23 protein-coding genes and 1 riboswitch are annotated in these 21886 nt (G+C 38.8%); of the genes, 17 read left to right on the top strand and 6 right to left on the bottom strand.

The features are described 5' to 3' along the window. Position 1: 1 nt before the first annotated feature. On the bottom strand, positions 2-562 hold the full coding sequence (locus GYM62_RS07020; protein WP_255590606.1) for a HEAT repeat domain-containing protein: 561 nt from the start codon (positions 560-562) through the stop codon (positions 2-4). A 206-nt stretch (positions 563-768) separates the two neighbouring features. Here GYM62_RS07020 and GYM62_RS07015 point away from each other — a divergent pair, with 206 nt between their 5' ends. Further along, entirely contained in the window at positions 769-1470 is a 702-nt protein-coding gene (locus tag GYM62_RS07015; protein WP_219958879.1) for a hypothetical protein, read from the top strand. 60 nt (positions 1471-1530) lie between these two features. Here GYM62_RS07015 and GYM62_RS07010 read toward each other — a convergent pair whose 3' ends face one another. The 3 genes from GYM62_RS07010 to GYM62_RS07000 form a co-directional block, all read right to left on the bottom strand. Beyond that, positions 1531-1905, bottom strand: coding sequence for a TM2 domain-containing protein (locus GYM62_RS07010; RefSeq protein WP_219958878.1), 375 nt, complete (start codon positions 1903-1905; stop codon positions 1531-1533). Next, on the bottom strand, positions 1898-2203 hold the full coding sequence (locus tag GYM62_RS07005) for a DUF2752 domain-containing protein (protein ID WP_091650804.1): 306 nt from the start codon (positions 2201-2203) through the stop codon (positions 1898-1900). Before GYM62_RS07005 ends, GYM62_RS07010 begins: the two co-directional genes overlap by 8 nt. A 108-nt stretch (positions 2204-2311) precedes the next feature. Further along, entirely contained in the window at positions 2312-3394 is a 1083-nt protein-coding gene (locus tag GYM62_RS07000; protein WP_219958877.1) for an oxygenase MpaB family protein, read from the bottom strand. Positions 3395-3444: 50 nt separating this feature from the next. Here GYM62_RS07000 and GYM62_RS06995 point away from each other — a divergent pair, with 50 nt between their 5' ends. Then, the gene (locus GYM62_RS06995) at positions 3445-4338 is read left to right on the top strand and encodes a hypothetical protein (protein WP_219958876.1); all 894 of its coding nucleotides are present in this window, start codon (positions 3445-3447) and stop codon (positions 4336-4338) included. Positions 4339-4347: 9 nt separating this feature from the next. After that, a complete protein-coding gene (locus tag GYM62_RS06990; RefSeq protein ID WP_219958875.1) occupies positions 4348-5271 on the top strand; it encodes an SMP-30/gluconolactonase/LRE family protein in 924 nt (307 codons plus the stop codon). A gap of 58 nt (positions 5272-5329) precedes the next feature. Here GYM62_RS06990 and GYM62_RS06985 read toward each other — a convergent pair whose 3' ends face one another. Then, a complete protein-coding gene (locus tag GYM62_RS06985; RefSeq protein WP_219958874.1) occupies positions 5330-6037 on the bottom strand; it encodes a DsbA family protein in 708 nt (235 codons plus the stop codon). 33 nt (positions 6038-6070) lie between these two features. Between GYM62_RS06985 and GYM62_RS06980 the strand changes: the two genes are divergently transcribed. From GYM62_RS06980 to metX, 14 genes are all read left to right on the top strand, one after another. Continuing rightward, a complete protein-coding gene (locus GYM62_RS06980; protein ID WP_091650814.1) occupies positions 6071-6253 on the top strand; it encodes a hypothetical protein in 183 nt (60 codons plus the stop codon). A 10-nt stretch (positions 6254-6263) separates the two neighbouring features. Then, positions 6264-7517 carry an aminotransferase class V-fold PLP-dependent enzyme gene (locus GYM62_RS06975; RefSeq protein WP_219958873.1) on the top strand — a complete coding sequence of 418 codons (1254 nt, stop codon included), beginning with the start codon at positions 6264-6266 and terminating at the stop codon, positions 7515-7517. A gap of 387 nt (positions 7518-7904) precedes the next feature. Continuing rightward, entirely contained in the window at positions 7905-8588 is a 684-nt protein-coding gene (locus GYM62_RS06970; protein WP_091650962.1) for a GNAT family N-acetyltransferase, read from the top strand. A gap of 32 nt (positions 8589-8620) precedes the next feature. Continuing rightward, positions 8621-9814, top strand: coding sequence for an argininosuccinate synthase (locus GYM62_RS06965; RefSeq protein ID WP_219958872.1), 1194 nt, complete (start codon positions 8621-8623; stop codon positions 9812-9814). After that, entirely contained in the window at positions 9807-10775 is a 969-nt protein-coding gene (gene argC, locus GYM62_RS06960; protein ID WP_219958871.1) for an N-acetyl-gamma-glutamyl-phosphate reductase, read from the top strand. The genes GYM62_RS06965 and argC overlap by 8 nt, the downstream gene beginning before the upstream one ends. Before the next feature lie 58 nt (positions 10776-10833). Then, the gene (locus GYM62_RS06955; RefSeq protein WP_219958870.1) at positions 10834-11967 is read left to right on the top strand and encodes an aspartate aminotransferase family protein; all 1134 of its coding nucleotides are present in this window, start codon (positions 10834-10836) and stop codon (positions 11965-11967) included. A gap of 9 nt (positions 11968-11976) precedes the next feature. After that, positions 11977-12933: an acetylornithine carbamoyltransferase gene (locus GYM62_RS06950; protein ID WP_219958869.1), complete on the top strand. Its 957-nt coding sequence runs from the start codon at positions 11977-11979 to the stop codon at positions 12931-12933. A gap of 15 nt (positions 12934-12948) precedes the next feature. Further along, the gene (gene argB / locus GYM62_RS06945) at positions 12949-13749 is read left to right on the top strand and encodes an acetylglutamate kinase (RefSeq protein ID WP_219958868.1); all 801 of its coding nucleotides are present in this window, start codon (positions 12949-12951) and stop codon (positions 13747-13749) included. After that, a complete protein-coding gene (locus GYM62_RS06940; protein ID WP_219958867.1) occupies positions 13749-14837 on the top strand; it encodes a M20 family metallo-hydrolase in 1089 nt (362 codons plus the stop codon). The genes argB and GYM62_RS06940 overlap by 1 nt, the downstream gene beginning before the upstream one ends. A 95-nt stretch (positions 14838-14932) precedes the next feature. Then, positions 14933-16267, top strand: coding sequence for an argininosuccinate lyase (gene argH / locus GYM62_RS06935; RefSeq protein ID WP_144604005.1), 1335 nt, complete (start codon positions 14933-14935; stop codon positions 16265-16267). 92 nt (positions 16268-16359) lie between these two features. After that, the gene (locus GYM62_RS06930) at positions 16360-17901 is read left to right on the top strand and encodes a SulP family inorganic anion transporter (protein WP_219958866.1); all 1542 of its coding nucleotides are present in this window, start codon (positions 16360-16362) and stop codon (positions 17899-17901) included. Then, a complete protein-coding gene (gene can, locus GYM62_RS06925; RefSeq protein WP_091650840.1) occupies positions 17898-18551 on the top strand; it encodes a carbonate dehydratase in 654 nt (217 codons plus the stop codon). Before GYM62_RS06930 ends, can begins: the two co-directional genes overlap by 4 nt. An 83-nt stretch (positions 18552-18634) precedes the next feature. Further along, a riboswitch (SAM riboswitch) is annotated at positions 18635-18748 on the top strand. Positions 18749-18890: 142 nt separating this feature from the next. Continuing rightward, positions 18891-20192 carry an O-acetylhomoserine aminocarboxypropyltransferase/cysteine synthase family protein gene (locus GYM62_RS06920; RefSeq protein WP_219958865.1) on the top strand — a complete coding sequence of 434 codons (1302 nt, stop codon included), beginning with the start codon at positions 18891-18893 and terminating at the stop codon, positions 20190-20192. 7 nt (positions 20193-20199) lie between these two features. Next, positions 20200-21252, top strand: a complete 1053-nt coding sequence (metX, locus tag GYM62_RS06915) for a homoserine O-acetyltransferase (protein WP_219958864.1) — start codon at positions 20200-20202, stop codon at positions 21250-21252. Positions 21253-21410: 158 nt separating this feature from the next. On the opposite strand, the gene GYM62_RS06910 is transcribed toward metX, so the two are convergent. Then, a complete protein-coding gene (locus GYM62_RS06910; RefSeq protein ID WP_219958863.1) occupies positions 21411-21869 on the bottom strand; it encodes a DUF2147 domain-containing protein in 459 nt (152 codons plus the stop codon). Positions 21870-21886: the final 17 nt, after the last annotated feature.

Below are 21886 nucleotides of genomic sequence, written 5' to 3'. Positions count from 1 at the left end.
ATTATGAAAATAATTCCCTCATTTCCAGTAACATAGGTTCTACTTCTGATTTTTTTATTGCTACACTTCCCTCATCCTCAGGATTATGTAAGTAGTGGTTCCAGTGTTTTTCAGCTTTACGTATCGTTCGAGGAGTAATCTCAAACTCTACCTGATCCAAAAGGTCCTTGGCTAAAGTAGATGCTTTGAAATTGCCAAAAAGATAAACTCTGAATACATCTACAAATCGTTCGGATAGGTTATACTCTTCTAAAATTTGTACAAAAGCTCCTTGAAGGTTTTTATTCTTTTTATCAAAAATCACTTCGAAAATGGCATCCAATGCTTCTTCTTGCCAATGGGTTTTAGATAATGCTCTGCAGGCTAGATAAGCAACTTCCCAATTATCGCCTTTAATCATTTCTATCAGCCTATTTTTAGCTTCTTCATCTGCCTTCAGTCCCAATTTATCTGCAAACAAATATGCCTCGGACTCATTGGGGTCACACATTTTTTCAAAAAGTCTTTCTATATCCTGATCCATTCTTTTTCCTTTATTTTGCAAATATACTCGAATTGCCAAGGGGATCACATGATTTAATCAGGAGAAGTCAATTGGTTTATTCCATTTATTATTACGTATGCTTTAGTCTGCTGAATCGCTCCATCTAAAACTCCTGAAATACCAATAACAGAGATGAAATCGAGCATGTCGGAGCCGATACACACTGGTATGATTATATCCTTTGCGAGATTCCATGTAACCTTCGAAAAACAAATTATAAACACATGAAAATACCCAATTCCGAAATACTTACTTTTTCTCAGTTTGAACAGCTGTTGGGATTGGCAGAGGCTAGAGGTTGGCAGAAATCCTATAATTCAGAAAAACACCAACTTATCCTTGATGGAGAAGATTCTTGGGAAGCTAAAGTTTTTCTGCCTTGGGATCAGAAATGGGATGGAGTGCGCTTAAAGCGATATGATGATTTTCGGGCTGCTCTGGTAGCAATTAGGGCGGGACAAGCGGTGACTGGACTTTTTCATCATGGAGAATTGTTTGATCATAAGGTTTTTAGAGCTTACATGGTTCGACAAAAACAAGGAAAGTCTCAAATCAAGTATTTGAAAACCAAAGGTAAATCTAGAGCTGGTTCGAGAATCAGATTAGGTGAAGCCAATCGATTTTTTGAAGAAATAAATGAGAGGTTAAATTCTTACCAGGCTGAATTTGCTATAGATCGCTGGGGTATTTCCTGTGCTAAGACACTTTGGCCTTATTTTTTTAATTCTGATGTTGCCCCACCCTTTAATTCTAAAGACAGTAATTTATATCAAATTCCCATTCATTTTCAGCAGGCCTCTTTCGAGGAATTACAAGAGGCTGGAAAAATTTTGTCAGCCTTTCACCTGCTTAAAAATCCGAATTCCAGCATTTCTTGGGAGCTGAATTCCGATGATGAGGATATGAATTCTGATGAAAATTGGTAAAAAAAAGCCCTGACTTTCGTCAAGGCTCTCAGGTTGGTGTTAAGTGGTAATCAAGTTTAATTATTTTTCCTCTATGATATTCGGATAAGAATTGGATAGCATGGCCAAAGTTTCATGAGCCATTTTTACATTATACTCATAAGCCAAACTTTTATAGTTTACCAAATCCACAATAGTACCGATGAAACAAAGTCCTACTGTCAAGATATAGAGTATACCCAATCCAATTTGACCCAATATAAAACGGTGTAATCCGGCAAATCCAAAGAATCCAAGTAGCGTAAGGATTAGAATCATTTGGGAGTCTTTTCTTCTTGCTCTGTAAACTTGTGCAAATAGAGAAGCCTGATCTTCATCCATATTCTTCATCAAGCCCTGGATATATCCAAGTTCCATACCTTCCAATTCAGGAAGATGTCTCAATACATTAGCCATAATTGTGTGTTGTTTTTAGGTTTTTAATCAAATTCCAAATTCTAGAAAGAATCACCACGTAAGCCAACATGGCTAGTGGATGCATGGACCAAGAGGCTTCAAACTCTCCCCGCGCGAGAAGATTCATTGCTCTTCCTAGACCACATCCGGGACACCAAGTGATTCCTAAATTTTCTAAAGGACAAAGGCTGAAGTGATTAGCCGAAGAAGGATCTATCATCAAAATTGCGATGATACTTCCAATCCAAAAGAAAAGCTCAAGAGGTAGTCTGCTGAACCGTTTGCTGATTTCTTTCATGATCGGTAAAGTACGAAAAAGGTGCCAGTAGACAAATCCTGCTCAAAAAGCCTATAAAGGGCTATTACTCTCTTTTCATGCCTGATATTCGTACAAAAAAGTGTTCGTTTATGAACGGTTTCGCGCAGGTAATTGGATTTTCATCACCTTTCCAAACTGTTCTTTCTGCTGTTGCTCCATCATTCTTCGAATGGAAGCATAGCTCTTTTTTCCTCCATAGGATTTCCATCCGGAATATTGGAAGATTAAGCCCAGTATCCCTCCTTCCAATTGATTTTTTGGTACTATCCCCAAGGCATCTGAGGCTTCTTTTCCCAAAAAGAAATATAAAATATCTTCGACTCTTTCAGTTAATAATGGTTCTGGAATAGATTTCTTGTAATAAGTAATCAAAGCCTGAATTAACTGCTGGCCTGCAGTAGAAGCCCTCAATTGTCTTTTTCTTATCAGTCGATCCACTTCTATTGCCTCTCTTGCTGTATTTGGCCAATTTTTAGTCTCTAGGCCGATTAAATAACCAATCCACTTCCAGTAGGCTAGTATGGCTTCACTTTCTTCCCTGTCTATTCTTCTGCCCATTTTGATCAACCCTCTCAACACAATATAGGAGAAGGCTAAATTAGTACCCAGCATATCTTCCTGATTAACTGGCTTCCCAAATTTTGGATCCCAGTCTTTTGCATAAGCCTCGACAAAATATCTGCTAAATGCATGAATCAATCTGACCTTAGCACAAGTTAAAATCGCCTTCTTATCCTCGTAAAACGCCCCCGGGGCGAAGATATCCATAAGGAAAACAGCAGTTTCGCCCAACCTCTCTCCTATCTGATTGACAATCCGATTAGATCTCACCAGCACTTCGGCTCCATCTGCAAAAGCATAACAATAGGGCAAGGAATAAAAACCCAGCATTCCTAAATAACTATCCCCTTTTTTCTCAAAAAATAATTGGCCTTTTTTTAATACTTCCAGATCGTAGTGGTCCGTTGAGGAATTGAAGAAATTGAAATATTTTTGAACAGAAGAGTCGAAAATCTCTGGAATTTCTTCAGGAATTTCTTCCCATGAGTTAATAATTTCAATCCATTCAGGTTTGGCCACGAGACTTTTCACTGCTTCATCAGCTAATAGGTCACCCTGACCTCTCAGCGCTTGAAAATTGGAATTTGTATAAAGCTTTAATTTATCCACAGCATTCTAACCTTCATTTTGTAATTTGGTTGGCTGAGAAAGTAAAATCAATGAATAAAAAAATTTACCCTACCGCATTAATTCTCCTAGTCACCTGCTCTTCTCTATTTGCCCAAACCTCTTTCGACTTGTGGCAAATCAGCACCAAAGGGAAAGGAAATAAGATTCACCTAATCAGCGGATCCGAAAAGGCAATAACTGACCGAAAAGAATATGATAATCAGCCCTCATTTATCAATGAGTATCAATTGGTTTTTTCAGCAGCTGACGATAAAGGAAATCATGATATCATCGTTTATAATTTTGAAAATGGAAAATTTACTAATCTGACAAAGACTGCTGACAGAAGTGAATTTTCACCCTCGATTACAGATTGTGGTCAATATATTGCAGCGGTGGTAACTGAGCCAGATAGAAAGCAAAGAATATGGTTGTATCCAACCAATTTTGGAGAACCCGAATTGCTTTATGATGATATTGAACCAGTAGGCTATTACGATTGGTATGATAATAAGGCTGCCATGTTTGTATTGGGAAATCCCAATCAATTGATCTATGCCAAGGGCCGAAATGATTTGTTGGAAATAGATGAAAATGTAGGAAGATCCATTAAAAAAAGGCCCAAAACATCTCAAATGACTTATTTATCCAGAGATATCTCTGCTAAGCAACCTGATGGAGAGGCCTTTGAGTTAAAGTATATGGATTTGGAATCCCAAGAAAAAGGTGATTTAGGATTAAGCCTTGCAGGATCTCAGGATTTCATTTGGCTGGATAAAAAAACCTTGTTGATGGGAAGAGGAAATTCTCTTTACATTCGCAAGTGGAATGAAAAGAATTGGTCTCTTCTGGGTACCATTCAAACCGAAACACATCAAAATATTTCAAGACTGGCTTACAGCAAAGATCTAGACGTCATTGTCGTGGCTATGGAAAGAAAATAATATTCAATTATGAATTTGACCAAAAAAATGCTGTTGGGCTCAGCTTTAGCCTATTCTCTAAGTATCATCCAAGTGCAAGCTCAAATAGAAGACAAAAGAGGAATCGTAGAAAAAGGAGCCGAATTGGTGAAAGTACAAGACGGTTTTTCATTTACGGAAGGCCCTGCAGTTAATCGATTTGGAGACGTATTCTTCACTGATCAGCCCAATAATAAAATCTACAAATGGAATGCAATTTCGAATGAAGTTTCACTTTTTAAAGATGAAGCGGGAAGATCAAATGGAATGTATTTCATGCTTGATGGAAACCTTCTGACTTGTGCTGATGAAGACAATCAACTTTGGTCTATTGACTCTGATGGAGATGTGCAGATTTTAATTTCAGCTTTTAAAGGAAAAAAATTAAATGGACCCAATGATCTGTGGATTAGACCAAAAGGAGGTTTGTTCTTCACAGACCCTTTGTACGTAAGACCCTATTGGGAAGGAATTAGAGGAAAGGAAATGGAACAGGATGGCGAGCACGTTTATTTCTTATCCGAAGATAGAGCGGAGTTATTTCGGGTTGCAGAGGACCTCGTGAAACCAAACGGGATCGTAGGTTCTCCAGATGGCAAATACCTCTATGTAGCAGATATTGGGGATAAAAAAACCTATAAATATGAGATTCGGGAAGACGGTTATTTAACCAATAAAGAACTTTTCTGCGAAATGGGTTCTGATGGGATGACTATAGATAGCCGAGGAAATTTATACCTGACAGGCGATGGAGTCACTGTTTTTGACAGAAAAGGAGAGAAAATCGCCCATATCCCAGTACCTGCAAAATGGACCGCAAATGTAGTTTTTGGCTCATTGGACAGAAAAACGCTATTTATTACTGCCATGGATGCTGTTTACACCCTTCGTATGAAAACCCAGGGAGTTTGGTAGAGATAATAAAGCCGTTTCATCAATACTATTTCACGATTGATGAAACGGCTAATTTTTTTTAACAATTACCTTCCATATCGCAGCTATCTCCCGAATCAGCTGAATTCATGATAATAGGATTGTTTTCTTTGGAGTATTCTGACCAGGCCTTTTCTAAAGTTTGATCAAATACCTCATCAGGTTGCGCACCGGAGATTCCAAACTTCCTGTCAAAAACAAAGAAAGGAACCCCGCTTACTCCTATCAATCTAGATTCATAGATGTCTTTTTCTACATCTTCAAACAGTTGATTGCTAGATAGCATTTCCAGAATAGTTTTTTCATCGAGTCCTACTTCTTTTCCCAAAGCAGCCAACGTATTTGCATCGTCTATATTGAGACCATCAGTAAAGTAAGCTTGCAGTAATCGCTCCTTCATTTGGTCTCCTTTTCCCTGCTGCTGAGCTAAGTGAATCAAACGATGTCCATTTTTAGTATTGGCAACCACTGTCTTGTCATAATTAAAGACTAAACCCTCTTGAGCAGCCATGTTTTTAACATAAGAAACAGCTTCATTAGCTTGAGTCATTGACCAACCTTTGTTTTTCGCCAAATTCTCGATAGTGGAGATGGAAGGGTTAGTTTTCTCATCAGGATTCAATTGGAAGCTTTTCCATTCTATTTCAATGAAGTTTTGATGTGGAAATTTGCTCAAAGCTCTTTCCAATTTTCTTTTACCAATATAGCAGAAAGGACAAACGATGTCCGACCAGATTTCAATTTTCATAGATTTTGACTTAATTACTGGTAGAAATCAAATTTGAATCAAAAGAGTTCGCTAGCCATTTTGAAAAAGAAAGAATGCCCCTCCTGTGCCATGGAAATAGATGAGAAGGCAAAAGTTTGTCCCATCTGTCAGTTTGAATTTCCAAAAAGATCTCCTTGGATCACTTGGGTTGCCCTACTCCTTCTTTTTATCTGGATTATCAGCTATATCCTTTAAGACATACCCTATGAACAAACGCGCATTTCTAAAATCCTTGGCCTTTTTAGGGATTTCTTCCGGCTCCATATTTTCTGCAAAAGCCCAAAAACAGGGGTTTACCGAAATTGACTTTGAGTCTGACTCTTTGTGGGAACAGATCAGAGCTGGATATAAACTCAAACCAGATTATATCAATTTGGAAAATGGGTACTATTGTTTTTTACCGGAGGAAACTCTGGAAAAGTATATAGCTCATATTCGGGAAGTTAATTATCAGGGCTCTCACTATATGAGGACTGTTCAATGGGAAAATAAAGCCAAAAGCGCTGCCATGCTGGCTGAATTGGTAGGTGCATCTCCTGAGGAAGTTGTAATTACCAGAAACACTACCGAATCTCTGGACTTGATTATTTCTGGTTATCCATGGAATTCCGGAGATGAGGCCATCATGTCCAATCAGGATTATGGGAGTATGCTGAATATGTTTGAATTAGCATCAAGGAGACACGGTGTCAAGATCAAAAAAATAGATATACCCATGCACCCGGAGACAGATGAAGAGGTCGTGGCAGTGTATGAGCAAGCCATTACTCCTGCCACCAAATTGATGATGGTACCTCATATAGTGAATATCACCGGCCATATTCTTCCTATTAAAAAAATATGTGATATGGCTCATTCGCATGGCGTGGAAGTGATGGTGGATGGAGCTCATGCTGTTGGGCATTTCCAGTTTAATATGAATGAGCTAGATTGTGATTACTACGGAAGTAGCCTTCACAAATGGCTAAGTGTGCCTCTAGGTGCTGGGCTTCTTTATGTTAAAAAGGGGAAATCCAGTAAAATAAAGCCTTTATTGGCACCTTACGAATTGGATAGAGAAGGAATCCTCAATTTAAACCATACAGGAACCCATCCAGTAGCAACTGACTTGGCTGTGATTAATGCGATTGAGTTCCATAATAAAATAGGTAGTAAAAGAAAGGAGGACCGCTTGAGATATACTCAGCGCTATTGGTCGGATCAGGTCAGAGATCTCCCCAATGTTCAAGTCAATACACCTCAAGCAATCCAAAGGTCCTGTGCTATCGCTAATGTAGGAATTGAAAGCATGAAGCCCGCTGATTTGGCTAAACGTCTGATTGAGGATTTTCAAATATTTACAGTTGCAATAGATGGTGCCGGAGTAAAAGGATGCAGAATTTCTCCGAATGTGTATACTTCCGAAAAAGAGTTGGATCAATTTGTACTGGCTATCAAAACTTTATCAGGAAATACTTAGAATAAATGCCAAATAATATTTGGTAATTTAGGATAAGAGGGAAGAAAGGCTTGTTTGCCTATGTCATTTTTAAAGAAGTTCAAGAAATTTTAAATTTTTGAAAAATTTTCTTGCAATTCCTTTTCAAAGCATTCAACTTTGCGACCCTATTCAAATGATTAACACTGTAAAAATAGCGCCAAGAACCAATCACACGTTACCACTAACGTTGTGTCTTGCTGCGAATTTACTTTTTTCTCCATCAAGGAGGCACAGGTTCTTTTTCAGGGTTTGACCCTGTAGTATTTCTGGTTTTCCTACGCGGAAAACTACCCCGGCAAATTTTCCCTCTTAATCATTTATTAAAACCAATCCGGCCTATCGGATTTTCAATTCATGCCTAAAGCCATGGAAGAAATTTCATTTAAAATCCTTGTTGCAGACCCTTCTCACAAAATCTATTCTGAGGTGATCACTGACGAGATGGCTAATTCAGCCAAAGCTCGTGGAACAGGAATAGCGAAAAGAAGTCCAGCCTATATAGAAACCAAGATGGATGAAGGGAAAGCAATCATTGCTCTAACTTCAGACGGAGTTTGGGCGGGCTTTTGTTATATTGAAGCTTGGGGACATGGAAAGTATGTGGCCAATTCAGGGCTTATAGTTTCTCCTGAATTCAGAAAATATGGGCTAGCCAGAAAAATCAAGCAGGAGATTTTCAAATTAAGCCGTTTGAAATATCCCGATTCCAAAATTTTCGGATTGACTACAGGAGCTGCTGTAATGAAAATCAATTCTGAGTTGGGCTATATCCCTGTTTCTTATTCTGACCTGACAGATGATAATGAATTCTGGAAGGGGTGTCAGAGCTGTATCAATTATGAGATTTTGATGGCTAAAAACAGACAAAACTGTCTTTGTACAGCCATGCTTTATGATCCACATGCCAAGAAAAATCAAATGGCAGAATTGGCTTTAAGACAAGATTTTAAAAAGAAAATCAAATTATTTGACCGCTGGGTCAGATTAAAAAAATATGTGATGCTCAAGCTGAATAAAACCAAAAACGCAGCAACAAGCATTTTCCTTTAATCATCTCAAACCTATTTGGAACCCCTTATCTTATGAAAAAAGTTGTTTTAGCTTATAGCGGAGGCCTTGATACCACATTCTGTGCCTTACATCTATCCAAGGATTTAGGCTATGAAGTTCATGCGGTTTTGGTAAATACTGGAGGCTTTTCCCCTGAAGAGCTTCAGACAATTGAAAGCAGGGCAAAAAGTCTGGGCATCGCTTCATTTAAAATATTAGAAGTAGTTGATACTTATTATCAAGAGGTTATCAAGTATCTGGTATTTGGGAATGTATTAAAAAACCAGACCTATCCCCTATCTGTATCTGCTGAGAGAATTTTGCAGGCAAAATCATTGGCTGAATATGCCAAATCAATCGGAGCTAAAGCTGTTGCACATGGATCCACAGGTGCCGGAAATGATCAAGTAAGATTTGACATGATTTTTCAGACGATTGTTCCTGATATTGAAATCATCACCCCTATTCGTGATCTGAAACTTTCGCGCCAGGAAGAAATTGAATACTTGAAGAAGCACGGAGTTTCTATGAACTTTGAAAAAGCTGCTTATTCTATCAATAAGGGTATTTGGGGAACTTCTGTAGGTGGAAAAGAGACATTGACTTCATCCGAATATTTACCGGAAGAAGCTTGGCCTACACAAGCGACTGAAAAAGAAGCAAAAGAAATAAAATTGACTTTCGTTCAAGGTGAGCTTAAGGGAGTCAATGGAGAGCAATTTGAAAATCCCGTAGACGCTATTCAGAAGGTTCAGGCCTTGGCAGCCCCATTCGGAATTGGACGTGATATTCATGTTGGTGACACGATTATTGGGATTAAAGGAAGGGTTGGCTTTGAAGCAGCAGCGCCTTTAATCATTATTAAGGCTCATCAACTTTTGGAAAAGCATACTTTGACCAAATGGCAACTTTTCTGGAAAAATCAGCAGGCTGAATTTTATGGAAACCACCTGCATGAAGGTCATTATTTAGATCCTATCATGAGAAACTTGGAAGCATTTATGCAAAGTACCCAAGAGTTTGTGAGTGGTGATGTCAGAGTATTGTTGCAGCCTTACCGTTTTACACTATTGGGTATACATTCAGTCCACGACTTGATGTCCAATAAGTTCGGTAGCTACGGAGAAATGAACAAAGGCTATACCGGTGAGGATGTGAAAGGTTTTACCAGAATATTGGGCAATCAAACAGCTATTTTCCATCAAGTAAATTCTGGCAATGACTAAAATCAAAACAGCCATTATTGGTGCAGCAGGATATACTGGTGGAGAGCTCCTGAGATTACTGGTCCATCATCCTCAGTGTGAATTGGTCTATGTGCATTCTAATAGTCAAAAAGGTCTGCCTGTAATTTCTGTTCATCCTGATCTTATTGGAGATTGTGATTTGGTATTTACAGATCAAGTTCAAACAGAAGGAATAGAAGCTGTATTCCTGGGGCTTCCGCATGGTGAAACGAAGGGCTTTTTAGAAAATCATTCCTTTTCTGATCAAACAGTAATCATAGACTTATCCACTGACTTTAGAGATGAGTCTAATGGGTTTATATATGGACTTCCTGAGGTAAACAAAAATCAAATTCAATCCTCAAAAAGAATTGCTAATCCTGGTTGTTTTGCAACAGGCATTCAATTGGCTTTACTTCCGGCTATTTCAAAAGGTTGGGTAAAAGAAACCTTACATCTATCAGGAATTACTGGAAGTACCGGAGCGGGAAAAAAGCTGGCAGAAACATCTCATTTCAGTTATAGAACAGGCAATATGTCTGTATATAAGCTCTTCAATCATCAGCATTTGAAAGAGATCAAGCAGACTTTCAATCAGGTTAATTTATCCTATGATTCTGAGATACTGTTTGTACCATATCGAGGTAATTTCTCCAGAGGAATCTGGATTACGGCTTACTTTCCATTTGAGGGAACTCAGGATGAGGCGGTAAAGGCCTATCAGGAATTTTATCAGGATGCAGCTTTTACTTTCGTTTCGGAGCAAGATATTGATTTGAAGCAGGCCGTAAATACTAATAAATGTATTCTTCATGTTCAAAAACAAGAAGGGCAATTGGTAATCTATTCCGCCATAGATAATTTGTTGAAAGGAGCATCCGGCCAGGCAGTTCAAAATTTCAATCTAGCTTTTGGAATGGATGAAAAAACCGGGCTGAATTTAAAATCCATTGCCTTCTAAAAGTAAAGACCCAACAAAGCTTAGATTACTCGAAGCTCTTTAATCAATCAAAAACAGAATGAATCTATTTGATGTATATCCCCTAATTCCAGTGACTATTGCTAAGGCAGAGGGGTCAAAACTTTGGGATGATGAAGGAAATCAATATTTGGATTTGTATGGTGGTCATGCTGTAATTTCCATTGGACATACCCATCCGCATTATGTGAAGAGGATTCAGGATCAATTGAATCAGATTGCATTTTATTCAAACTCTATTCAGATCCCTATTCAAAAAGCTTATGCAGCTAAGTTGGGAGAATTGTCTTGCTTGCACCAGTACCAATTATTCTTGTGCAACTCGGGAGCTGAAGCGAATGAAAACGCAATCAAAATGGCCTCCTTTGCAACTGGAAAATCAGGTTTTATTGCTTATTCTGGCTCATTCCATGGCAGAACCTCCGGAGCGGTGGCTTTGACAGATAATCCAAAAATTATTGCTCCCAGTAATGAAAGATCCGATTTCCATATTCTTCCTTTTGGGGATTTGGATGCTACTGAGGAGCTTTTAAAATCAGAATCCATCGCTGGAATAATCATCGAAGGCATTCAGGGCGTTGGTGGAATTCAAGTACCTTCTTCATCCTTTTTGAAGGGATTGGATAAGCTTTGCAAAGCTTATGGGGCTAAGCTGATTTTGGATGAAGTACAATCTGGGTTTAGTAGAACTGGTCGTTTTTTCGCTCATCAGTGGGTAGAGGGATTGATGCCTGATTTGATTACCATGGCTAAGGGAATGGGAAATGGATTTCCTATTGGAGGCTTGCTTATTTCCCCTGAATTCAAATCCAGTTATGGCTTGCTAGGAACCACTTTTGGAGGGAATCATTTAGCCTGTGCTGCTGGATTAGCTGTTTTGGAAGTTATTGAAAAAGAGGGATTGCAAAACAAAGCCTTGGAGCTAGGTGACAAATTGATAGAAGAGCTAAAAGCCATCCCACAGATTCAGGAAGTCAGGGGAAAAGGCTTGATGATTGGAATTGATTTGGATAGAGATGCAGGACCTGTTCGTTCTGAATTAGTATCTAAATACAAAATTTTTACTGGTTCTGCTGCAAATAAACAGACTATTCGTCTTCTACCACCCTTGTCCATTGAATGGAATCAGTTAAATTCGTTTATAGTCGCAATTAAAGAAATCCTAAGTAATTAACCTTTTTCAATGAATTCTGCATTAAATCACTTCACCAAATTTGAATCCAAAGAACTGGGATCCAAACTGATTGAATCAGCCTTATCCTACAAAGCTGATCCCAGAAAAGATATTTCTAAAGGAACTGGAAAAAGGATCGGATGTATTTTTTTGAATCCTTCTTTAAGAACTCGAGTATCAACTCAACTGGCAGCCCAAAACCTCGGAATGGAACCCATAGTCCTAAATATGGATAAGGAAGGCTGGGCATTGGAAATGAAGGAAGGTGCTATCATGAATAAAGGTACTGTCGAGCATATCAAAGATGCTGCAGGAGTCTTGGGTTCCTATTTTGATATATTGGCAATCAGGGCTTTTCCTACCTTGACCAATAGAGAAGAAGATATCAATGACTTCGCCTTTGGGCAGTTTGTGAAATATTCAGGTAAGCCTGTTATCAGTCTGGAGTCAGCGATTAGGCATCCTTTACAGAGTTTAGCAGATCAGATCACTATTCAGGAAAATTTAAAAAATATAAAAAAGCCAAAGGTTGTATTAACCTGGGCGCCCCATATTAAAGCTATTCCTCATGCGGTAGCAAATAGTTTTGCTGAATGGACTTTGGGTATGGGCCATGATTTAACTATCACCCATCCTGAGGGATACGAACTTGACCCAGTTTTTACTAAAGGAGCGAAAATTGAGCATGATCAGGCCAAAGCATTGGAAAATGCAGACTTTGTGTACGTTAAAAACTGGTCTTCCTTCAATGATTATGGGAAAATCCTTTCCACAGATCCTAAATGGATGCTAACGGAAAAGCATTTGAGAAATGCACCTGATGCCAAGGTGATGCATTGTTTGCCAGTAAGACGGAACTTGGAACTTTCTGATGAGATTTTGGATGGCAAAAGATCTTTGGTTCAAAAGCAGGCAGAAAATAGAATTTATGCTGCTCAATCAGTGATAAGCCATATATTAGGATAGTATATACTCAAACCTATGAAAATCAGTGTAATAAAAATCGGTGGAAATGTAATCGATTTTCCGGAAAAGCTCGATGAGTTTTTGGGGCAGTTTGCCAAATTTCCTGGCCATAAAATCCTGGTTCATGGTGGAGGAATTATGGCTTCTAGGTTCGGAGAGTCTCTGGGTGTGATGCCTGAAATGGTGGATGGAAGAAGGATTACAGACAAGGATACACTCGATGTGGTCACGATGGTTTATGCCGGACTCATCAATAAAAATATTGTAGCAAAACTTCAGGCTCGACATGTCAATGGCATTGGAATGAGTGGAGCAGATGGCAATATTATCCGTTCCAAAAAGAGACCTGTTAAAGGAATTGATTATGGATATGTAGGTGATATTGAAGAAGTTGATACAGATTTGATAAAGCACCTATTGAATGGAGGTCTAGTTCCTGTGCTGAATGCAATTACCCATGATCGGAAAGGGCAATTGCTCAATACCAATGCTGATAGCATAGCTTCCGCTTTGGCAACCAGTCTTGCAAAAGACCATGAGGTCAAGCTTTATTTTTGCTTTAACAAAAGCGGTGTTTTGATTGACGAGAAGAACGAATCATCAATTATCCCCAGAATCAATGAAGACATATATGCTGAACTCAAGCAAGAAAATGTCATCCATTCCGGAATGATTCCCAAACTGGACAATGCCTTTGCAGCACTTCATAAAGGAGTACATCATGTTTGGATTGGAAAGGCGGAGAATTTATTGCTTTCCACTAAAGGCAAACTTTCAGGAACAATCATAGAAAGCCATAAATACGATCTTTTTTAATGGAAATTCAGGATAGCATCGTTCAGGATTGCATTCAGTTGCTAAAAGATTTAATAGCTACACCTTCCTATAGCAAGCAAGAGGAAGATACTGCTACATTGCTTAGCCGCTTTTTCATCAAAAAGGAAATAGAATTTGAAAGAAAGTATAACAACATAATGGCTTATGCCAATGGGTTTGATCCTGATAAACCCACTATTTGGCTTAATTCCCACCACGATACTGTTAGACCAAACGCAGGATATACCAAGGATCCATTTTCTCCCATTATTGAAGATGGTAAACTTTTTGGCTTAGGATCAAATGATGCGGGAGGGCCTTTAGTAAGCATAATTGCCTGCTTTCTTCATTTTGTGGGAAAAGAGATGCCATTTAATATTCTATTGATAGCATCTGCAGAAGAAGAGATTTCAGGTAAAAATGGAATAGAATCTCTAGTCCCTATCTTACCAGAAGCTGAATTGGCTATAGTCGGTGAACCAACATTGATGAAAATGGCAATTGCCGAAAAGGGCCTGATGGTAATTGATGCAACTGTGAAAGGGAAATCAGGACATGCAGCAAGAGAAGAAGGTATCAATGCTATTTATTTAGCGGTCAATGATTTGCAGAAAATCAGGGACTTCAGGTTCAAAAGAACTTCCAAATTTCTTGGTAAGTCTAAAGTCTCAGCAACTATCATTCATTCCGGTACACAGCATAATGTTGTCCCCGATACTTGCGAATATACACTCGATGTGAGAGTTACTGATGCTTATACTTTAGAAGAGGCATTGGAAGAATTAAAGGAGAATCTCAATGCAGAACTCAAGCCTAGATCTCTCCGACTTCAAAGCTCTAAGGTTCCTCAAAAACATCCCATACTGACAGTTGGAATCAAACTAGGTATGGACACCTACGGCAGCCCAACGCTTTCAGATCAGGCCTTAATCCCCTATCCTTCCATCAAAATTGGACCTGGGGATTCTGCTAGATCTCACACCGCTGATGAATTTATTTACATACAAGAGATTGAAAAGGGAATCTTGGATTATATCCTGATTTTAGAAAAATACGCAGAATTAAAAACATCCAATTTGTCAAACTGAACTAATCATTGAAACATCTTTCCAATCCTTAATCGTATGGGCATAATTGGAAATTTATTTAAAATTGATTGACAAATACATCAAACCATAAGCACATGAAAATTTGGCAAAAAGCCACTGGAAGCAAAAAAGAAGTAGAATCCTTTACCATTGGAAGAGATCCTGAATTTGATAGTATCCTCGCTCCTTTTGATGTTTTGGGATCTATGGCACACGCTGCTATGCTCCAGAAAATTGGACTTTTGACTGAGGAAGAAAATACCACGCTTCAGCAGGGACTTAAAGAAATATATTTTGAGATCGAGAAAGGTAAATTCAAAATTGAAGCCGGAGTTGAAGATGTTCATTCTCAGGTAGAATTTTTATTGACTGAGCGCTATGGTGATGTAGGAAAAAAGCTACATTCAGGGAGAAGCCGAAACGATCAGGTTTTGGTGGATTTGAAACTATACTATAGGGCTGCTATCCGGGATTTGGTCGAGGCGAGCGCTGAATTATCTGAGCTTTTACTTTCCCTTTCTAAAAAGCATCAATCCGATTTAATGCCTGGCTACACTCATACGCAACTGGCTATGCCTTCCAGCTTTGGTTTATGGTTTAGTTCATTTGCTGAAGGTATCAGTGAGGACTTGAGTTTGATGAAAGCAGCATTTGATCTGTGCAATAAAAACCCTTTAGGCTCTGCAGCAGGTTATGGTTCGAGTTTTCCCTTAGACCGAACTATGACTTCAGAGCTATTGGGATTTGCGGACCTTCATCACAATGTGATCAATGCTCAAAACAGTCGCGGAAAAACTGAAAGAACCTTAGCCTTTGCTATGGCAGGTATGGCAGGAACTTTAAACCGCATGGCTGATGATGTGTGTATTTTTATGAATCAGCATTTTGGTTTTATTTCCTTTCCGGATGATTTGACAACAGGATCCAGTATCATGCCCCATAAAAAGAACCCGGATGTTTTTGAACTCATTCGCGCTAAAACCAATCAAATTCAGGCCGTTCCCAATACTGTTTCCCTCCTACTGACCAACTCTACCACCGGTTATCATCGGGATTTACAGCTATTAAAAGAGGAGATTTTTCCTGCAATAGCTTCACTTCAATCCTGTCTGGAAATGACTACCTTCATGCTGAAGTCCATTAAAGTTCAATCAGGAATTTTGAAAGATGAATTCTATAAGCATTTGTTTTCTGTAGAGGTAGTCAATGATTTAGTGTTGAAAGGAATGCCTTTCAGAGATGCTTATAAAAAAGTAGGCTTGGATATAGAAAAAGGAGATTTTAGCCCTGATCAAAACTCACTAAATCATGTTCATGAAGGGAGTATCGGGAATTTGAATCTGACCGAGATTCAAGAGAAAAATGAAAAAGCAGTAGCACAATTTAACTTTGAAAAAATAGACGAAGCATACAAGAAACTTTTGTCGTAGTGTGACAGAATATTTGTTAGGGTTTTTCTTTTTTTAGTAAAATTTATTTTTGTTATAAAGAAAATTTATAAACTTTAGACAAACCCATCACCATGAAAACCAATTATTTTGGTTCCACCCTTTCCGCTGATTTAAAAGCCAGTTTGGTCGTCTTTCTGGTTGCATTACCCTTATGTTTAGGTATAGCTGTAGCCAGTGGAGCCCCCCCTATGTCTGGTTTGATTGCCGGAATTATTGGAGGTATTGTGGTGGGTTCATTGTCTGGATCTCATGTCAGTGTCAGTGGTCCCGCAGCAGGATTGACTGTGATCGTTTTAGATGCAATTTCATCTTTGGGTACCTTCGAACTTTTTCTTGCAGCAGTAGTAATGGCAGGGTTAATCCAGCTGATTTTGGGATTTTTAAAGGCTGGAGTTTTAGGATATTATTTTCCCCACTCAGTAATCAAAGGAATGCTAACCGCTATTGGCTTAATTTTGATCCTAAAGCAAATTCCACATGCATTAGGCTGGGACAAAGATTTAATGGGAGATCTTGCTTTTCGTCAAATGGATGAGCAAAATACATTTTCAGAAATCTGGTATGCCATACAATATTTCAGTCCCGGAGCGATTCCAATTGTTCTAGTTGCTTTGGGACTAATTATCTTTTTTGAGAAGCCTAAGATCAAAAACCATAAAATTTTCGGTTTAGTACCTGGAGCCTTGTGGGCTGTAATAGCAGGGATTTTAATCAATCAGTTATATGGAATAATTAGGCCATCATGGAAATTAGATGAAGAGCACTTAGTATCTATACCGGATGTAGATCAACTTTCAGATTTGAGTAGTTTGGTCACCTTTCCTGATTTTGGAATGATAGGCTCACTTGATTTCTGGCTTATAGCAGTAACAGTAGCTGTGATCGCTAGTATAGAAACTCTTTTAAGCTTGGAGGCAGGTGATAAAATGGACCCACAAAAAAGGCTTTCCCCTTCTTCCCGAGAGCTTGTTGCACAAGGTGCAGGTAATACCCTTTCAGGATTAATAGGTGGTCTTCCTGTGACAGCTGTGATTGTACGTACTACTGCCAATATTACCTCAGGGGCTAAAACAAAGCTTTCTGCCATTTGCCATGGGATACTTTTGCTAGTATTAGTCATTGGTATCGCCGAATTACTTAATTTGATACCCTTAAGCTGTTTGGCTGCTGTACTTTTCTTTGTTGGATATAAACTGGCAAAGCCATCAGTCTTTGTTCACGAGTATGAAAAAGGCATGAATCAGTTTATTCCATTTATGGTCACCATCAGTGCCATCCTCTTTACCGATTTGCTAATAGGCATCGGGATTGGGATGATATTTGGAATCTTTTTCGTTATTCGAACCAATTATCAAAAGTCAGTTTCAGTGACTGAATTGGATGGAATGTATTTGGTTAAGCTGCAAAAGGACGTTTCATTTCTGAATAAAGCCCCTTTGATGAGGCATTTGGCTGAAATTCCAAATGGAAGTGATGTCGTCTTAAATGCTACAAGGGCCAGATTTATAGATCATGATATACAGGAGGTTTTAAATGATTTCATTGAGACTTCTACTGATAAAAATATCACCATTACCATTGAAGGATTTAATTATAAATTGAAAGAATCATGAACCAGTACGAGAAACTCTTATTACAAAATAAAGCTTGGTCCGAAGAAAAGACAGAGTTGGATCATGAATACTTTTCAAGAAATGCTACTCAGCAAAGGCCCAAGTTCCTATGGATTGGATGCTCTGACAGCCGAGTTCCTGCCAATGAAATCACGGGAACAGACCCTGGAGAAATTTTCGTGCATAGAAATATTGCCAATATGGTAGTGCACACTGATCTAAATTTGCTTTCAGTTCTTCAATATGCCGTTGAGGTCCTTCAGGTGGAACACATCATTGTATGCGGACATTATGGATGCGGAGGTGTGGAAGCGGCAATTTCAAATTTTCACCTTGGATTGATCAATAAGTGGTTGAGAAATATAAAGGAAGTCTATTTCAATAATCAAGAAGAACTTGATTCCATTGAGGACCATAGTGAAAAAGTAAATAAGTTGGTTGAATACAATGTAATCGAACAATGCCAAGATTTGATTAAAACCTCCATCGTACAAAGAGCATGGATGGAAAGGAAGGCACCTGAGATTCATGGTTGGGCCTATGGGTTAAAGGATGGATTGGTGAAGGAGTTAATCAATATTAAACCTGATTTTGAAAACATTAATCCTATTTTCCGTTACAATCAAGATCAATTGAAACACTTACATTAATTTGATTCGAATTGAGGAATCTCTTTGAATTCTGAGATTCTTCATTTTTATTTGCATCATCCTTTCACTTTTTAAGGTGCTAGGATTTATAAAGAAGAGGTAAGAGACAGGCTCTATGACCCTCTGGCAACCTTCCGTAACGTCGGAAAGGTGCCAATTCCTGCCGATTGAGAAGGTCTCAATTGGAACTATAAATTCTCTGCAATATGATTAAAGGATATTCCCCCCTACTTCAGGTTACTTCCCTTTTTTCTTTCAGAGCATTTATGCTTTAAGGATTCTGCTTTGCCTAATCCTGGATTACAGTTTTTATTTAAAACCCTTTAAACCCTATTACTTATGTCTACTTACAGATTTGAGACCCTTCAGCTTCATGCTGGACAAGAACCTGACCCTTCAACGAATGCAAGGGCCGTCCCTATTTATCAAACCACCTCATACACCTTCAATTCCGCAGAGCATGGAGCCAATCTATTTGGGTTGAAAGAATTTGGAAACATCTACACCAGGATTATGAATCCTACCACCGATGTTTTTGAAAAAAGATTGGCAGCTCTGGAAGGTGGTGTTGCAGCTGTAGCTACTGCATCAGGCCAGGCAGCACAATTTCTTGCATTGAATAATATTCTGCAGGCAGGTGAAAACTTCGTTTCGACTTCTTTCTTATATGGTGGAACTTACAATCAATTTAAAGTTGCTTTCAAAAGAATTGGGATAGAAGCAAGATTTGCAAAAGGAGATAACCCTGAGGCTTTTGAAAAACTAATAGATCAAAAGACCAAGGCAATTTACTTGGAAACAATTGGTAATCCTGAATTTAATATTCCTGATTTTGATGCAATCGCGGCAGTTGCCAAAAAACATGATATCCCTCTAATAGTAGATAATACTTTCGGAGCTGGAGGTTATTTATTTAATCCAATTGCTCACGGCGCCAATGTGGTTACTTCCTCTGCTACCAAATGGATTGGTGGGCATGGAACCTCCATTGGAGGAATCATTGTGGATGCTGGCAACTATAACTGGGGGAATGGCAAGTTTCCTCAATTCTCCGAGCCATCAGAAGGTTATCATGGATTGAATTTCTGGGAAGTATTTGGAGAAAATAATCCACTGGGACTTCCCAATATAGCATTTGCCATTAGGGCAAGAGTAGAAGGCCTCCGGGATTTCGGACCGGCATTAAGCCCATTTAATTCATTCTTGTTATTACAAGGTTTGGAGACACTTTCCCTGAGAGTACAAAGAACTGTAGATAATGCTCTAGCATTGGCAAAATGGCTTGAATCTCACCCAAAAGTTCAGAAAGTAAATTACCCCGGTCTTGAATCTTCTCCCTATCATCAGCTAGCAAAGAAATATCTGAAAAATGGCTATGGAGGTGTTTTGAGCTTTGAAATTAAAGGAAATAAAGAGCAGACATCTGCTGTAATCAATTCTCTGAAATTGATCTCTCACCTAGCGAATGTAGGTGATGCAAAGACCTTAATAATCCAACCTTCAGCCACTACGCATCAGCAACTTTCTGAGGAGGAACAAAAAGCTGCGGGAGTTACTCCTACCCTGTTGAGAATCTCATTGGGAATAGAGCACATCGAAGATATCAAGTCGGACCTTCAACAAGCCTTTGATTCGATTTAATTAAAAAATGAACCTTACTAGTCAATACGCATCGATTACCATGTCTTTGGAATTATTTCAGTCTACCAAACCCCTGGCTTTAGAGTCAGGGGAATATCTTTCGGAGTTTGAGCTTGCTTACACAACCTACGGCAATTTGAATTCAGACAAATCTAATGTAGTCTGGGTGGTTCATGCATTAACAGGAGACTCCAATGTGACTGATTGGTGGAGTGGGCTTATCGGGGAAGATAAATTCTTTGATCCTTCAGACCATTTCATAATCTGCGCCAACTTATTGGGTTCAAATTACGGTTCAACCAATCCCTTAAGCATCAACCCACAAAGCAGAGAACCCTATTATTATGAGTTTCCTCACATTACTCCAAGAGATTTAGCTAATTCTCTGGAAAGGCTTAGAAGTCATCTCAAGCTTGAAAAAATTCACACCTTAATCGGTGGTTCCTTGGGAGGACAGGTAGCTTTGGAATGGGCTTATTCTTTAGGAAATAAGCTTGAAAACTTAGTAGTTTTGGCTTCTACAGCCAAATCTTCTCCTTGGGTGATCGGATTTAATGAAACTCAAAGAATGGCTATAGAATCAGACTGTACCTGGGGAGAAAAAAGTGAATTTGCAGGTCTCAAAGGTCTGGAAACGGCTCGTGCGATTGCAATGCTGAGTTATAGGCATCCCTCTGATTTGCAGAAAAAGCAATTGGATAATGATCACAGACTAGATCACTTTAAAGCCTCTTCTTACCTCCGCTATCAAGGTCAAAAACTAGCTAAAAGATTTAACGCTTTGTCCTATTGGGTTCTTTCCAAGAGTATGGATAGTCAAGACTTGGGGAGAGGCAGAGGAGGTTTGGAATCCGCTTTGCAAAAAATCGAAGCAAGGGTTTTGACTGTTGGGGTAAATAGTGATTTGCTGTTTTTACCGGAAGAATCCCAGTTTATCTCCAAACATGTTAAACGCGGGACCTATAAGGAAATTCAATCAACAGCCGGCCATGATGCTTTTTTGATTGAGTTTGATCAATTGAGTTATTTGCTTCAGTCTTTCTACTTGGAGAAAAATTAGGCTTCGACTCCGCTCAGCCTGACAGGAATCAGAATCTGTCATTGATAGCTAGACCAAAGGATAATTCTCAGGAATATTGCTAAGTAGGGCTTCGATTCCGCTCAACCTGACAGAAATTGCGACTTTATATTGAACGAGGAGTCGAGGGATCCTCGACTCTACTTCTTTTGATTTAATTCTTTTAGTCTAGTCCACTCCACGGTTCTATCAATCCAAGAAAAGCCCATGTATCCTTTCACCTCTAAAACATCTTTTGATTTCATCCTGATTTCGCAAGAATAGGTATTCCCTGATTTTGGGTCATAAATCTTTCCTCCCTTCCAAATTCCGTCCTCGTAAGATAAACCTTCCAAGATTGTTAAGCCCATCAAAGGCCTTTGCTGGAGTTTTTTATCATCATTTTCCACATCCTTTGCAGGCTGACCATTTTTTATAGGCTCTTTTAGCCAAGATATTTTTCCTAAAAATGAACCATCTTTTTCCATGATATCTACTTTGGCTGTTTTCTCAGTATTATACCAAGTGCCCAGGATTTCATCTCTACTTTGTCCGAATGAAGAAAAGGAAGCAATTAAAAAAAAAGTGAATAATAAAGAAGCTAATTGTCGTGATTTCATAAAAACTCTGTTTTTAA

This window comes from Algoriphagus sp. NBT04N3 (assembly GCF_019443765.1).
GTDB classification, from domain to species: domain Bacteria; phylum Bacteroidota; class Bacteroidia; order Cytophagales; family Cyclobacteriaceae; genus Algoriphagus; species Algoriphagus ornithinivorans.
The sequence above is the reverse complement of the archived record's forward strand: the minus strand, read 5'-3'. Positions and strand labels throughout refer to the sequence as shown.

Coding starts and splice junctions, on each gene's coding strand:
- GYM62_RS06990 (WP_219958875.1), top strand. CDS start 4,348: ATGAATTTGACCAAAAAAATGCTGTTGGGCTCAGCTTTAGCCTATTCT.
- GYM62_RS06920 (WP_219958865.1), top strand. CDS start 18,891: ATGTCTACTTACAGATTTGAGACCCTTCAGCTTCATGCTGGACAAGAA.
- GYM62_RS06985 (WP_219958874.1), bottom strand. CDS start 6,037: ATGAAAATTGAAATCTGGTCGGACATCGTTTGTCCTTTCTGCTATATT.
- GYM62_RS06975 (WP_219958873.1), top strand. CDS start 6,264: ATGAACAAACGCGCATTTCTAAAATCCTTGGCCTTTTTAGGGATTTCT.
- GYM62_RS06930 (WP_219958866.1), top strand. CDS start 16,360: ATGAAAACCAATTATTTTGGTTCCACCCTTTCCGCTGATTTAAAAGCC.
- can (WP_091650840.1), top strand. CDS start 17,898: ATGAACCAGTACGAGAAACTCTTATTACAAAATAAAGCTTGGTCCGAA.
- argH (WP_144604005.1), top strand. CDS start 14,933: ATGAAAATTTGGCAAAAAGCCACTGGAAGCAAAAAAGAAGTAGAATCC.
- argC (WP_219958871.1), top strand. CDS start 9,807: ATGACTAAAATCAAAACAGCCATTATTGGTGCAGCAGGATATACTGGT.
- GYM62_RS06970 (WP_091650962.1), top strand. CDS start 7,905: ATGGAAGAAATTTCATTTAAAATCCTTGTTGCAGACCCTTCTCACAAA.
- GYM62_RS06995 (WP_219958876.1), top strand. CDS start 3,445: ATGAATAAAAAAATTTACCCTACCGCATTAATTCTCCTAGTCACCTGC.
- GYM62_RS06965 (WP_219958872.1), top strand. CDS start 8,621: ATGAAAAAAGTTGTTTTAGCTTATAGCGGAGGCCTTGATACCACATTC.
- GYM62_RS07010 (WP_219958878.1), bottom strand. CDS start 1,905: ATGGCTAATGTATTGAGACATCTTCCTGAATTGGAAGGTATGGAACTT.
- GYM62_RS07015 (WP_219958879.1), top strand. CDS start 769: ATGAAAATACCCAATTCCGAAATACTTACTTTTTCTCAGTTTGAACAG.
- GYM62_RS06910 (WP_219958863.1), bottom strand. CDS start 21,869: ATGAAATCACGACAATTAGCTTCTTTATTATTCACTTTTTTTTTAATT.
- GYM62_RS06940 (WP_219958867.1), top strand. CDS start 13,749: ATGGAAATTCAGGATAGCATCGTTCAGGATTGCATTCAGTTGCTAAAA.
- GYM62_RS07005 (WP_091650804.1), bottom strand. CDS start 2,203: ATGAAAGAAATCAGCAAACGGTTCAGCAGACTACCTCTTGAGCTTTTC.
- GYM62_RS06955 (WP_219958870.1), top strand. CDS start 10,834: ATGAATCTATTTGATGTATATCCCCTAATTCCAGTGACTATTGCTAAG.
- metX (WP_219958864.1), top strand. CDS start 20,200: ATGAACCTTACTAGTCAATACGCATCGATTACCATGTCTTTGGAATTA.
- GYM62_RS06950 (WP_219958869.1), top strand. CDS start 11,977: ATGAATTCTGCATTAAATCACTTCACCAAATTTGAATCCAAAGAACTG.
- argB (WP_219958868.1), top strand. CDS start 12,949: ATGAAAATCAGTGTAATAAAAATCGGTGGAAATGTAATCGATTTTCCG.